Annotated in this window: 14 protein-coding genes; all 14 read left to right on the top strand. The window is 41.2% G+C overall.

Translation table 11 applies throughout. The annotated features are described in order from the left end of the window. The first annotated feature begins 4 nt into the window (after nucleotides 1–4). Nucleotides 5–1687 carry a glycosyl hydrolase family 28-related protein gene (locus tag A8F95_RS14410; RefSeq protein ID WP_065411133.1) on the top strand — a complete coding sequence of 561 codons (1683 nt, stop codon included), beginning with the start codon at nucleotides 5–7 and terminating at the stop codon, nucleotides 1685–1687. A gap of 59 nt (nucleotides 1688–1746) precedes the next feature. Next, entirely contained in the window at nucleotides 1747–2208 is a 462-nt protein-coding gene (locus A8F95_RS14405) for a YusW family protein (protein WP_065411132.1), read from the top strand. A 78-nt stretch (nucleotides 2209–2286) separates the two neighbouring features. Then, nucleotides 2287–2421, top strand: coding sequence for a hypothetical protein (locus tag A8F95_RS23235; protein ID WP_281181780.1), 135 nt, complete (start codon nucleotides 2287–2289; stop codon nucleotides 2419–2421). Nucleotides 2422–2424: 3 nt separating this feature from the next. Continuing rightward, nucleotides 2425–2991: a hypothetical protein gene (locus tag A8F95_RS14400; protein WP_176713712.1), complete on the top strand. Its 567-nt coding sequence runs from the start codon at nucleotides 2425–2427 to the stop codon at nucleotides 2989–2991. A 120-nt stretch (nucleotides 2992–3111) separates the two neighbouring features. Continuing rightward, nucleotides 3112–4275, top strand: a complete 1164-nt coding sequence (locus tag A8F95_RS14395) for a CapA family protein (RefSeq protein WP_065411130.1) — start codon at nucleotides 3112–3114, stop codon at nucleotides 4273–4275. A gap of 153 nt (nucleotides 4276–4428) precedes the next feature. Continuing rightward, nucleotides 4429–5400 (top strand): NAD(P)H-dependent flavin oxidoreductase, encoded by a 972-nt coding sequence (locus A8F95_RS14390; RefSeq protein ID WP_065411129.1) that lies wholly within the window; start codon nucleotides 4429–4431, stop codon nucleotides 5398–5400. 121 nt (nucleotides 5401–5521) lie between these two features. Next, entirely contained in the window at nucleotides 5522–5668 is a 147-nt protein-coding gene (locus A8F95_RS22560) for a hypothetical protein (RefSeq protein ID WP_176713711.1), read from the top strand. 255 nt (nucleotides 5669–5923) lie between these two features. After that, nucleotides 5924–7345, top strand: a complete 1422-nt coding sequence (locus A8F95_RS14385; protein WP_176713710.1) for a polysaccharide deacetylase family protein — start codon at nucleotides 5924–5926, stop codon at nucleotides 7343–7345. Between the two features lie 292 nt (nucleotides 7346–7637). Continuing rightward, the gene (locus A8F95_RS14380; protein WP_065411128.1) at nucleotides 7638–9233 is read left to right on the top strand and encodes an ATP-binding protein; all 1596 of its coding nucleotides are present in this window, start codon (nucleotides 7638–7640) and stop codon (nucleotides 9231–9233) included. Between the two features lie 47 nt (nucleotides 9234–9280). Further along, nucleotides 9281–9739: a YaiI/YqxD family protein gene (locus A8F95_RS14375; RefSeq protein ID WP_065411127.1), complete on the top strand. Its 459-nt coding sequence runs from the start codon at nucleotides 9281–9283 to the stop codon at nucleotides 9737–9739. 214 nt (nucleotides 9740–9953) lie between these two features. Continuing rightward, nucleotides 9954–10769 carry an ABC transporter permease gene (locus A8F95_RS14370; RefSeq protein WP_065411126.1) on the top strand — a complete coding sequence of 272 codons (816 nt, stop codon included), beginning with the start codon at nucleotides 9954–9956 and terminating at the stop codon, nucleotides 10767–10769. 4 nt (nucleotides 10770–10773) lie between these two features. Further along, nucleotides 10774–11553 carry an ABC transporter ATP-binding protein gene (locus A8F95_RS14365; RefSeq protein WP_065411125.1) on the top strand — a complete coding sequence of 260 codons (780 nt, stop codon included), beginning with the start codon at nucleotides 10774–10776 and terminating at the stop codon, nucleotides 11551–11553. A 67-nt stretch (nucleotides 11554–11620) separates the two neighbouring features. Then, on the top strand, nucleotides 11621–12661 hold the full coding sequence (locus A8F95_RS14360; protein ID WP_425415007.1) for an ABC transporter substrate-binding protein: 1041 nt from the start codon (nucleotides 11621–11623) through the stop codon (nucleotides 12659–12661). Nucleotides 12662–12825: 164 nt separating this feature from the next. Next, a complete protein-coding gene (locus A8F95_RS14355) occupies nucleotides 12826–14406 on the top strand; it encodes a spore germination protein (protein WP_065411123.1) in 1581 nt (526 codons plus the stop codon). The last annotated feature ends 4 nt before the right edge of the window (nucleotides 14407–14410 follow it).

The raw sequence follows: 14410 nt of genomic DNA, 5'->3' as shown, positions 1-14410 counted from the left end.
CGGTATGTTTCATTTAAGTAAAAATCATGATCCTGCCAAAAATGATCAGCTCATCTCCCAATTTTTCTCTAGAGAGCCATCTATTAAACAGATTGTGCAGGAAACAAACAATTTATTCACCCAGTGCAAAAAACACTATCCCATCCCTTCAAATATAGAGACTCCCCGCTCCCTTTCTATTGGACGATTTTTTCAAAAAGCGGCATCTTTTTTCATTAATCTCCTCTTGCCATCAGAGCGCTCCAGACCGGCTGCTTCTTCAGAAACGTTGGTAGACGAAGCGGGGAATGTTTTTCCAGCGTGGAAAAAGTTGTTAGACAAGGAGTATGAGACGTTTACAAAACAAGTAACTCGAGAAGTAAACATCGAGCAATTTGGGGCTGTTGGCGATGGGGTAACAGATTGTACAGAAGCTTTCCGAAAAGCGATTGGAAAAGGAAAAGTGAAGGTGCATATTCCAAAAGGGGTGTTTATCGTCAAGGAGATTCGGCTTCCTTCCTTTACGTATCTTGTTGGAGCAGATAAAGATAGAACAATACTAAAGCTTCATGATAAGGCTCCGAAAAGCAGTTGGCTCATCACAAATTCAGATCATAAAAAGGGTAACCATCATCTTTCTGTAGAAAATATGACCCTTGATTGGAATGTCGAACGCCTCGGTGATATTCCGCGAACGAGTACAGGAGGCAACCGTTCAAGCTGCTTAACTTATGCCCATGTTACGTATGGTTGGGTTAAAAGGGTAAAAGCGATAAACCCGGGGCTGCACTGCTTTGATGTTTCCTCTACAAAATATAGTTATTCAGGGGATGGAACGAGAGCACGCGGCGGCAGTAAATATGTTTGGTTGGACCATCTCCAAGGATATGGTTTTGGGGATGATGGCATTACGACTCACCATAGTGATTTCATTTTTATTTCTAACTCGCATATGTGTGATCCGAGTGGAAAAGCCCATAAGGAAGGGTTCTCCAATTCAAATGGTATTGAGGTAGATGATGGTTCTAGAAACGTTTGGCTGTTAAATAACTCAACAACTAGATGCTTTGGCGGCGTAGAAATAAAAGCTCATGAAACTTCATCTGCTGCTAATAACGTTCATATTATTGGGCATGTATCAGTCAATGATAACCGTTCATTTAACTTCAGGCATATTGGCCATCATAGTGCGGCGGATCCCGAGTCTCTCACTGCTTACAATATTACAGCTGCGCGCCTTGTTTCTATTGCTCCTATTAGGACAGAGCTCTATCGGGAGTCGAAGCCAAGGGCACTTGTCGTATCGGCCTATAAAAATGTAATCATTAATCATTTTGCTGTTATCGGTGACCCGAACTATGACTACGAGCAGCAACCGGTTATTGCGATCCAATACCGGTCGCGAAATGTACATTTGCATCACGTTCAAATAAAGGATTTTAAAACGGCAGGAGTAGACATTAAAATATTTGGGGGAGGCCAACGAGCGGATGATGTTCATATTAAAAATGTCGTTATTGATCAGTCGGCGAGAACAGGAATCTTTATTGGAGCGGGGATAGAAAGAGTATCGGTTTATAATGTGACAGCTAAAGCAGAAGAAGGCCTTTGCGGCTGTCAGGCAGATACTCCATCCGCTCGATTTAAAAATATTATGGCAAAGGGATATAAGGTCGCTCTTTCAGAGGCTGCTTCCAAACAAAAATGAATAAAAACAGGAAAATGAGGAGATAAGAAAAAGAAGCATCCTTGGAAGGAGTGAACAGCATGAAAGGAATAATCCTAGCTGTTTTATTGGCGTCCGCTTTTCCGCTCGCGGGCTGTGCCAATAATGATAACGATAATAATAACGATCAAGATCAAGTGCAGACTCAGCCGGAAAAAGCACCGGTAAAAGGGGATGGGGCTAATGCCAGCTATCCGTTTACAAGTTTTGATCTTGATGTTGATTTGAACGGGAAGGACGATGCAATTGATGTTGACTATGATCAGGATAAAAAGGGAACGGAAGCATCGTACGTAAATCAAACAAAAAATCAAAACTTACAAGGCGATGCAGCGATGAAAGAACTGGATGAAATATTCTCTTCTTTCGCTTTTAACGAACGAACGCCTGACGATGAAGTATTAAAAAGTGTAGAACAAGCCTTTGATATTCCTAAAGATGCTCGATCAGTGGAATTGGAGATTAATTTTGCAGGCGGCCCTGAAAAGAAATATAGAAGGTAAGCACAACAGATCTGTCTGTCAGAGACAGATCTGTTGTATTGTTTTAGAAAGCTTTACAACTAGGGAGAGGAACATAGAATGAATAAAGAAAAAAGAAGGGAAGACGCTCTTCAGGAAAAGAAGAGGGCGACTGCTGCGAATGAAGTTGCTTTTTCATGGGGAGCTGTCATATTTACTCTTTTGTTACTCATTATTCCGCTGGCAATCGGGTAGGGGATGATGGTTCTTCATCTAGAGGAAGGTTCATATGGAGAGGAAAAGTTAATAGAGCCTTTTTACAGCTGGATGCATTCTTTCATAAAAGTGTATTGGCTAGCCGGTGTAATGCTGCTTCTTGGCTGGTCGATCAGTGTGAAATTTATAAACGACAGCCATCAGCAAGAACGCTGGGCTATGCCTTTCTTAGGGGGAATCCTTATGTTGTTCGGCATCGGTTTTACAGTGGCTTACATGGTAGCATTAATGAAACTACAGGCTATCAGGGAGAGTCTTCTTTTTGCCGTTCTTTTGTTCGTTGTGATGACTGGTCAGACAGTGGCCGCTTTTTTTAAAGACAGCTGGCTGCACTCCTTGTCATGGAAAGCAATGGTGGGTTTTCCGCTTCTTTCATTGCTGTTGTTAGTTATGGCTGATCATTCGGAAGGGCTTTATACCATCGTTCACCGCTGCAGCCCTATGGGAAATATTAGTGTGAAATTTCTGCTATGGATGATCGCGATAATTGGCACAGGCATGGTTATTGGTATGTATGAGTTTGTCCTTAGAAAGCTAGCGAAAAAATAACTAGATAGGGAAAGGAAAGTTCCAAGAATCTACTAAAATAGTGATAGTTATTTAGCAAAAGTTGTAGTATATTTTTAGGAGGTGGAAAAATAATCATATAAAGGGGATATTGGCAATAAAATGAACAAAGATTTGAACAGCCGCAATGGGAGAAGAAAGCGTAAACGGTTAAAGAAATCGGTCAAGATCACACTTTTTGTCCTATGTATACTGATTATTGGTGTCTCCATATATAATTTTAATTTAGATTCCGCTGAGACAGTCAGCGGCAGTGAAGTCGATAAAGGAACGGCTAAAGCTAAACAAATAGAAGCGAATAAAGAAGAACCGGCACCGGCGAAGGAAACAGCGATCACCATCAGTGCTGCTGGCGATTTTACATTAGGAACAGATGAAACATTTCAATATGCTGGCTCTTTTCCAGATGAGGCAAATAAGAATGGACTTTCTTATTTTGTAGCGGAACTAGATGATATTTTTAAGAAGGACGATTTGTCAACAGTCAATTTAGAAACAACGTTAACGAATGCTAAAGAAAAAGCCGTTAAAAAGTTTCGTTTTAAAGGCGATCCATCGTATGCGCAAATTTTAAAGCTTGGCGGAATCGAGTCTGTAAACCTAGCAAATAATCACATTCACGACTATTTGCAAAAAGGCTATGAGGACACGATTGACACGTTGAAGAAAGAGAATATAGGCTACTTTGGCTACGAGAACAAATATTTAACAGAAGTAAAAGGGGTAAAAGTAGGGGCTCTCGGTTACGAAGGCTGGGATGATACAGCTGAACTACGTGATCAAGTAGCGAAGGACATTAAAGAACTTCGCAAGAAAGGTGCGGAAATTGTTCTTGTTCATTTCCACTGGGGAGTAGAAAGACAATATGTGCCGGAAGCATCGCAAAAAACACTGGCTCATTACACAATTGACCACGGTGCTGATTTAGTCCTTGGACATCACCCTCATGTCGTCCAAGGGGTAGAAGAATATAACGGCAAGTTCATTGTCTACAGCCTCGGCAACTTTATGTTCGGCGGCAACCGAAATCCAAGTGACAAAGATACGTACGTGTTCCAGCAGACATTCCATTTGAAGAATGGGAAGCTGACAGACAAGAAGGAAATCAACGTTGTGCCATTCTCTATCTCTTCCGTTTCCTATAGGAATAATTATCAGCCAAAAAAATTAGAAGGTGCTGAAGCAGAAAGAGTAAAGAAAAAAATTATCGATGTATCCAACCAAATCAACGGATCGGATTGGCTGCAATACGAAAAAAGTAACTAATATAAACTTTAAAGTCTTCTCTATACAACTAGTTAGGGAAGACTTCTTTATACTTTTATACGAATCAACTTTACGATCGTTGTTTTAGAAAAACAGGAGTTTACTTAGCCACTGACGAAATAGTTATATATAAAAAGAAAGGAGGAAGAAAGCATGACAAAGTGGATAGGAGAACAGCTGTCCTTACCTGTCATTATGGCTCCCATGTTTTTGGTATCCAGCCCGAGAATGGTCATTGAGGGCTGCAAGGCAGGTGTCATCGGTTCATTTCCACTGTTAAATGCCCGGACAGTGGACGTGTTAAAGGAATGGATGGAGACCATTAGGATAGAGTTAGAAGAGGCAAAGCAGCAAAGGCCGAATGAAATCATCGCCCCGTGGGCAGTAAATTTCATCGCCCACCGTTCAAATAAACGATATGATGAAGATTTAGGGCTTATTAAGGAATATCAGCCGCCAATCGTCATTACGTCATTAGGGGATCCGAGCCCTGTCGTAAAGATCGTCCATGATTACGGAGGTCTTGTTTTTGCTGATGTTATTACCGTTTCACATGCGGAAAAAGCAGCTGAGAAAGGGGTAGACGGCCTTGTATTAGTGTGTACGGGAGCGGGTGGACATGCTGGAACGATCAATCCTTTTGCTTTTATCGGAGCGGTGAAAGAATTTTGGAACGGAATAACGATTTTATCAGGTGCGATTTCGACTGGAAAAGATATTGTTGCAGCCAGAGTTCTCGGAGCTGACCTCGCTTATATGGGAACCAGGTTCATTACAGCAGAGGAAAGCTTTGCCCAAAAGGAATACCAAGAGATGATTATCGACTCTACACTTGATGACATCATCTACACAGATGCCTTCAGTGGAGTGCACGCCAATTATTTAAAACCAAGTATTAAGCAGGCAGGATTAGATCCGACCCAATTAGAGAAAGAGGAGAAAGTTGATTTTTCAAAAATGAATGGGACTGCCCCCAAGGCATGGAAAAATATTTGGTCAGCTGGACAGGGGATTAACACGATTCATAAAGTCCAAAAAACCTCGCACATTATAGAAGAGCTGCAAGAATCCTATCAAAAAGCACGAAACCAATTAATTAATCAACCTTCATCTATTGAAGGATAAGAAAATAACAATATGAATGATTAATCATTCATATTGTTCGAGGCACGTTCATAACGGTATGGAGGTTTTGGGAAGGAAAAAAAAGGGAAAAAATAAATAAATCAATGAGGAGGCGATACACATGAAAGATGGCAAAGACACGCTCTCTGAAATCCCTTCTATTATTGAAAGAGAAACAGCTGTTCAACCGAAGGAAAAGAAAAACTTCCTCACCCATGCAGACACCGATTCATCAGGGGCGGGTGGAATGTCTTCACCGGATGAATAGGCCAATCGTTTTGTGACTTAAGGGGCGTTTTGTGAAACGTCCCTTTTTTATTTTTGACAAAATATCCTTAATTGATCATTTAAGGATAGATATTGTCGAATTTTTTCATTTGTTTCATTGACCTTTAATGGAAAATAGCATAAAATCGAGAGGTTACAAGATGGATATTTTTCTAGATATTAGAAGAATCTTGTGCCATTATGACAGTTTACAGAGAGACATATGATCTATTTATTATTGAAGGGATTTAAAATAATGAGACGATTACGCTGGCCTGCTTGGGTCGTTCTTACCTTATTTTTTCTTTTTGTTTTGATAGGGTTTAATCAGTTTACGGGAAATGGGACATATGCGAAGAATGAAAAAGTGGAAACAAAAAAGTTAAGCAAGTATCCAGGACTGCAACTAGAGACACGCACAAGTGAAGCAAGAAATTACACATTGGCAATCAGCCTGCCTGTTGCCGGAGACAAAAAAATAGATCAGCCTATTCAACAGTGGGTTAAGCAGCAGAAAGAGCAGTTTTTTACTGAAGTACAAGCGAATAAAAAGCTGTTTGGAAAGCAAAAGCGTGCAAATTTGACGATTGAAGTAGACACAAACAAAGTGAATGATCATCTATATAGCCTTGTGTTTTCTGCCCATCAATATACGGGCGGGTCAAAAAGACAAGAAGCTATTAAAACCTTTGTGGTAGATATTACCCAGAAAAAGATTTTAAAGGTAACGGATATTTTAGAAGACGGAAAAGAAAACTTAGATGAGATCCGCTCCATGGTCGTAAAACAATTAAATGGGCAAGAAGACGTAGCTTTTTATATAATAGACGATTTATTGGATGAAGCACTGAAAGACCATCATACATGGAAATGGTCTATTAATAAACAATCCTTTATCTTATATTTTGATAAGTATGAAGCGGCAACGGGTTCAGCCGGTTCATTAAAAGCAGTGATTCCGTTAGAGAAAATAAGTCCCTTCTTAAAAGAGGGAATCGTAAAAGAGTTGAACATCTCCCAGCAGCCGAAGAAGAGTGCTGTTGAACAAAATCCAAAACAAGTGAAATTGGATCCTAATGGCAAGTATATTGCACTTACTTTTGATGATGGGCCGAATGCCAAATCTACACCTCGTGTTTTAAGTGCATTGGAAGCTCATCATGCCGTAGCGACATTCTTTATGTTAGGCAGCCAAGTGGAGTATTATCCTGCCGTGGCCCAGCAAGTATTAAGCAAAGGCCACGAAATCGGAAGTCATACACAGAACCATCGCGATTTATCAACTTTAAAAGATGTGCAAATTCAACAGGAGCTAGGAGAAGCAAGCCGTAAAATTGAAGAAGCGACTGGGGCAAAGCCGACCTTGCTGCGACCTCCGTACGGAGCATACAATGATAAAGTTAAAAATGAGGCAAAGCGAAACGGAACGCCTATTATCTTATGGTCCGTTGACTCACTTGACTGGAAAAATCGGAATGCTAAGGCCGTAACGGATGTTATTCTGCGCACTATTAAGCCAGGATCGATTGTATTAATGCACGATATTCATCCAACAACAGCAGAAGCACTGCCTGCTCTATTAACAGCATTAGAAAAGCAAGGATATCAGTTTGTAACAGTTTCACAATTGCTCTCGTTAAACGATCATTCTGAAATCGGTCCTTATTTTAAAAGATAGCTCACTATAATGAAGTGAACGAGAAAAACATCATCTGTCTGTTTGGATGATGTTTTTTCCTTGTGCAGGCAATGTTAAGATGAGTGTTCTCTTCACAATGAATGAGAAGGCTTTGTGATCAGCGTTATTCGTGTGACTAAGAGCTGACACCTATAAAAATCGAAGACTAAGTATTTGTTAGCTCCCTTTTGTTATATTCTATATATTATTAATATAATGGGAAAAGAAGGTATTAATTATTTAATGTAGAACACTTCCAAAGAATAATTACATATTTAGGGGATAGAGAATAATGGGAAAAATGAATGTGTGTTTTGAAACCCTAAAAACTCAATGTAAAGAGCGGGGGCTAGATCCTCTTGTGATACCTGCATTCGAAGACAGTTTAGGTGAAGAGGAACTGCAGCAAAAACTCTCACAGCATACCAAGTTTTTAAAAGTTGTTCAGCATTTTTTTGAAAAGTTTATTTCATCTATGCAAGGTGTACCTGTCCTGACGGCAACGACCGATAAGGAAGGTTACGTGATCCAAATGAATGGGGATCAAACGATCAAAGATACCGTTAATCAACTTGGCATCAAAGAAGGGGTTCGATTTACGGAGGAACACTGCGGAATCAACTCTGTCAGCTTAACATTAAAGCATAAACAGCCAATTGAGATCATCGGACCGGATCATTTTCATCACTGCCTGCATGCGTGCACTTGTTACGGCGTACCCATAATAGATCAGAGTGAGGGAGAAATAATCGGTACGATTACCTTTATGACAGCTGTTGAATGTGGCAGTCCACTTTTATTAACGTTGCTGTTAATGATGAAAGATTCTATTGAAAGAGAGCTGCAGTTGTTACATCAGAATGAGAAGTTATATATTATTAACCAACTCATTATGGATACAACAAGAGATGGGATCATGATTTCAAGCAAATCAGGAAAGTTGATTGGCTTCAATCACTCAGCTGAACACATAACAGGTTTAAAAAAAGAAGATGTTCTCTTCCAACCTCTTGATCAATTAGAAAGCTTTGGTCTCTATTTAAGAAAGGTGCTCGAGGAAGGAGAACGGTATACCGATCTAGAAATAGATTTTAGGCAAAAGAGTGGTGGAAGGGTGACGGTTTTATTTGATGCGCTGCCCATTCTAGATGAGAAACAAAAACTAATTGGATCCTTTGCTCAAATAAAGGATATTACGCGGCGCAAGCGAACAGAAGAATTACTGCTAAATGCAGAAAAGCTGGCGGCAATCGGCCAGATGGCTGCTAGTGTCGCTCATGAAATTCGTAACCCTTTGACGACTGTTCGCGGTTTTATTCAGCTTATTAAAGAGGACTTTGAAGATAACTCACATTTTCATCTAATTTTAGATGAAATTGACCGCATTAATTTCATCGTAAGTGAATTCTTAATTTTATCAAAACCGAATGTTGTCCATTTTCATCCAAAAAATTTAAAACATATACTAGAGGAAACGGTTGTTTTGTTCCAAGTGCAGGCCAGTATGAACAATACTCAAATCGTTCCTGACTTTGAAGATGGCGACCTGCTTATTCATTGCAATGAAAATCAATTGAAGCAAGTATTTATCAATCTCTTTAAAAATAGTATAGAAGCGATGCCGTTTGGGGGACAACTAGCTGTTCGTGTAAAAAGAGTAGAAGATAAAGAGGCAAGCATTCAAATTATTGACAAAGGCGAAGGGATGAAGCCAGAACAAATTCAAAAGCTGGGAACCCCTTTTTATACGACGAAGGAGACAGGAACCGGACTAGGTTACATGGTCATTAAACGTATTATTGAGCAGCATAAAGGAAGGTTGACCATTCACAGCAAGATAAAAGAAGGAACGACTGTTGAGATTACGCTGCCGCTTATTTCTTGTTAATTCGTTGTACGCTATGAAAGAGTTTGGTAAAAAGGAGTCGTTTATGGATGACTGTTATCTTGATTGATGCAGATGGTTGTCCGGTAGTGGATCGGACAATCAAAATCGCTAAAATGTTCGGACTAGAAGTTCTGCTAATTTGTGATACTGCTCATATTATGCAGAGAGACGGTGCAGAGACGATTACAGTTTCCAAAGGAGCAGATGCGGTAGATTTTGTGCTAGTCAATCGTGTGAAAAAAGGAGACATTGTCGTGACTCAAGATTATGGGCTAGCGGCGATGGTTCTCGCTAAAAATGGATATGCCATTGACCAAAATGGCCGTTTGTACACAACGGATAATATTGACCAGCTTCTTGGATTTCGTCATGTTGCAAAAAAAGCACGGCAGGCTGGCGGGAGAATGAAGGGGCCTAAAAAACGCCAAAAAGAAGATGATCAGCGATTTGAAGAACATTTCCTTGAACTCATAAAACGGGTGACGGCGGCTGGAGAGTTCGAGTGAAAAAGTGAATAGGCGCAATCAGCCTGATAAGATATAAAATAGACTTTATGTGCAATCTCAGAGTCCGGTATTGACCGGACTCTTTTTTTGTGAAAATGATCAAAGCTCTCTCTACGTACAAGTAAAAAGGACAGAGGAATTTGTTCTCCGTGACCTTTCACACTTTCTGGGCTATTTACATACTGTATCTTTGTAGAGGTGGTGAATATGAGAAATGAAAAAAACAGCCGTTCAGTTTGATCCCTTTAAAGTGGAACAGCAAGAATGGAAAAGGCGGCAGCGCAGGGAGAGGTATAAAAGAGCGCTAACGATTTCTTCGCCCATCTTTGTTCTCTTGTTATGGGAGCTGTTATCGCGTACTGCTTTAATTGATCCCCGCTTTTTTCCGCCGCCGACTGAAATTATCAAGACCTTGGTCGTAATGAGTGTGAGTGGTGAATTATTCCAGCACATTTGGATTTCTCTTTACCGGATTTTTGCTGGCTTTTTGCTTGGGGTTATTCCCGGTATCATTATTGGATTGCTAATGGGGCTTTACTCGCCAATCCGCCATTTTGTTTCCCCGCTTATTATGGCGTTAATGCCGATTCCAACACTCGCTTTGCTTCCGCTTATTATTATTTTATTTGGCATTGGCGATGTGTCTAAAGTTGTTACCATTGCGGGAAGTGTATTCTTTCCAGTTGTGATTAATACGGCTGCTGGCGTGCTGAATATTGATGGGATTTATCTGGATGTAGCTAAAAATTACGGAGCGGGCTCCAGAGAGTACTTTCTTAAAATTGCCTTGCCAGGCTCTCTTCCGGTTATGCTTGAAGGCATACAGATGGGGCAGGCCATTGCCCTCTTGACGATCGTGGCAGCAGAAATGATGGGCGCTACATCTGGCATTGGTTATTTAATCTGGACATCATATAAAGCTTTTCTATTAAAAGAAATGTTTGTAGGGCTGATTCTTATTTCGTTTTTTGGCTATCTTTTTTCAGTAGCTCTGCGGATATTGCAAAAAAAGCTGCTCCCTTGGAGGTGATAAAATGAGCAGGCAGCCTAAAATTATCATTAAACATTTAACAAAAGTTTTTTACAAAAAAGAAAGCCGTGTGAAGGCGCTGGATCGCATCTCGGCTACTATCGAAGAAGGAGAATTCGTGTGCCTTGTTGGTCCGAGCGGCTGCGGCAAGACGACACTGCTTCGTATACTGGCAGACTTGGAAAAGGAAAGCACTGGTTCATATCAGATTATGACGGGCCAGGAAGATCGCCCGCTTCAATCAATGGTGTTTCAAGAGCGTGGAGTCATACCATGGCTGACAGTAGAAGAAAATGTGGCGTTTGGTTTAAAGATGAGAAAGCTGCCCAAAAGCGTAATAAAAGAGAGAACGGCTTACTATTTAAAGAAAACGGGTCTTACTGCGTATGCCTCACTTTATCCAAAAGAGCTTTCTGGAGGGATGAAGCAGCGCGTTAGCATTGCGCGTGCTTTTGCAAACGACCCCGAGATTTTGCTGATGGATGAACCGTTTGCCGCACTAGATGAACAAAACAAATTCATTTTGCAGGAGGAGCTGCTGGCAATCTGGTCAGAAACGAAAAAAACCGTTCTCTTTATTACTCATAGCATTGATGAAGCTCTTTTACTAGCTGATCGCGTATTGCTCATGAGTGCGCAACCGGGAAAAATTGTCAAAGAAATAAAGGTGAGTCTGCCAAGGCCGCGAACGATGGAACAGGTACGGGCAGACCCGGATGCAGCTGCTCATTTTATAGAGATTCGCAAGCACTTGCAGGATGAAGTACAGGCGTCTAGAAAATAGAGGGGGAAGAGCAATGGGAAAGCGACTGCTTCAGGTTTCGTTTATGATCATGATGGCCATTTTATTTATGTTAAGCGGCTGTGCACAATCTAAAACAGATGAGAATTTTAGTACGAACATAGATAAGAGAAATCCTTCAGGCGATTTAGCACCTCTTAAAAAGAAAGCGACTGTAGTCATTGCAGAAGACGGAGCTGCCTCAGGAGCTGGTTTCTATATTGCTAAAGAGAAAGGCTACTTTGCAGATTATAATATTGAAGTGAAGTTTGCTCAATTTGCGAACAGTGATGATATGCTGCCGGCTCTCGCTGCGGGTGAGGTAGACATTGCCGGCGGTGTATCGACAGCCTCCTTTTTTAATGCAATTGCTCAAGGGATTGATGTGAAGATCATCGCGGATAAGGGTCATAATGTAAAAGGGAAATCTTATTTTTCTTTTGTGATTGGCAAAGATAAGCAAAATAAAATAAAGGAATACGCTGATTTTAAGGGGAAGCGCATTGCCGTTTCCACGAAAAATGGGGTTGATGATTATATATTTCAGCAAATGATCAAGCATGGGGGTCTGACAAAAGAGGACGTTGAATTCGTTTTGATGCCTGATTTCGGCAGTATGCTCGCTGCTGTTGATAACGGTTCAGTGGACGCCGCTTTGCAAATTGAACCTTTCATTACACAGGGGATAGAGAAAGGGATGCATGTTCGGTTTGGCGATACAACCGACTATGCACCGGAGGCACAAATTGCCATGGTTCTTGCCTCACCTAAATTTATCAATGAAGAAGAAGACGTTTCTTTACGGTTTATGGCGGCTTATTTAAAAGGAGTCCGGGATTACAATGATGCTTTTATGAAAGGGAAGAATAAAGAAGAAATCATTAGCATTATGACAAAACATACTGCGTTGAAAGATGCCTCGCTGTGGGAGAAAGTCTTCGTAACCGGTCTGAATCCAAATGGAGAAATGTACATTGAAGACATTAGAAAGCAATATGAGATGTATAAAGCAAATGGGGCGATCCGTGGGGATGTGGACTTGAATAAAGCAATCGATCCATCATTGACGGAGGAAGCCGTTAAAGTGATTGGAGAATATGATCAGAAATAAACAGATGAAGGAGCGTAGCCGAAAGGGCTATGCTCTTCTTTTTTATATTCAAAAGAGAGAAAAACCTAACGGTGCCAATTTAAAGATTTCTGTATAAAATAACCCAAATGAAGAACCATAAAAAGAGGAATAAGAGCGGATGTCAAAGATGGGGAGGGACTAGGGTGATCCGTAATGTAAGCAAGTTGTTGAGACGGAAAAAGGAGAAGAAGCGCCTAGATCAGCGAGAGGCTAAACCTCAGGAGAAGCTGCATGCGAATTTCGATCAAAACGTCGAAACTTTTCGGTCGATTTATACAAACTGTTCAGACGTTCTTTTTCGTTCCTTTTTACTTTTCGGAAAAACGAGAGCGATGATCATCCACATCGAAGGTCTTTCGGATGTAAAGGGCCTTGAAGATTATGTTCTTTCTCCCCTTATGAAGGAAACAGCCGATACTCCACAGTCTTTTAATGAATTTTTAGAAAACAAATTATCAGTTTCCAAAGTAGAAAAAGTCCATTTGTTAGCTGATTGTATTGAGTCGATTTCAAGTGGAAATCCCATTCTCCTATGTGAAGGAGAAGAGACGGCTTTATCGTTAGGATTGGCTAAATGGGAGAAGCGAAGCATTGAAGAGCCGCAGGCTGAGTCATCCATTAGAGGACCGCGGGAAGGGTTTATTGAATCTTTAGGTGTTAATACATCTTTATTGCGCCGCATTATCAAAAGTCCTGCCCTAAAAATTCAACCTATGAAGATTGGGGAGTACACGAAAACGAATGTGGCGGTTGCTTATATAGAAGGACTGGCTGATCCGACACTTATTAAAGAAGTTAACAATCGACTGCAACGGATTGAAATAGATGCCGTTTTGGAAAGTGATTATATTGAAGAATTGGTTGAAGACAATCCCTATTCACCCTTTCCGCAAATTTTGTCAACTGAACGGCCGGATGTAGCATGTGCCAATTTACTTGAAGGTCGTGTCGTCATTTTAGTAGAGGGCACGCCATTTGTTCTAATTGCCCCGATTTCTTTCTTTTCTTTGATGCAAGTACAAGAGGATTATTATCAGCGTTTTGTTATTAGCACGTTTGTTCGGTGGCTACGCTATCTTTTTCTCGGCGTTGCCCTGTTGCTTCCATCTGTTTATGTAGCGGTTGCGACGTTTCATCAAGAGATGGTGCCAACTACGCTGCTGCTGAGCATTGCAGCCGCCAGGGAAACGGTTCCTTTTCCTGCTTTAGTGGAAGTATTAATCATGGAAGTGGCGTTCGAGGCGTTGCGCGAGGCTGGTGTTCGACTGCCGAGACAGATTGGGTCAGCTATTAGCATTGTCGGAGCCCTCGTTATTGGACAGGCAGCTGTTCAGGCAGGACTTGTTTCGGCGCCAATGGTTATCGTGGTGGCTATTACGGGTATCGCTTCTTTCATGCTTCCCCGCTACATTACGGGTATGTCTATTCGTATCCTTCGCTTTCCGCTCATCTTTCTTGGAGGAACGTTAGGATTGTTGGGCGTTGTAATGGGAGTTATCGCAATTGTCATTCACCTGTGCACGCTGCGCTCCCTTGGAGAGCCTTATTTAGCGCCCCTAGCTCCGTTAAAGAAAAAAGAGCTGAAAGATATGCTGTGGAGAGCCCCTTGGTGGATGATGAATACACGGCCGCATTTTACTGGGGAGTCTAACGCGTATCGGCAGTCCCCACACCAGGTACCGAATCCAGAGGGAGATAAAGGGAAACGTCAGGGAAGAAGGTGAACAC

The organism is Pseudobacillus wudalianchiensis, from assembly GCF_001685015.1.
Classification (GTDB): Bacteria; Bacillota; Bacilli; order Bacillales; family Domibacillaceae; genus Pseudobacillus; species Pseudobacillus wudalianchiensis.
This window is presented reverse-complemented; position numbering and strand designations above follow the sequence as displayed.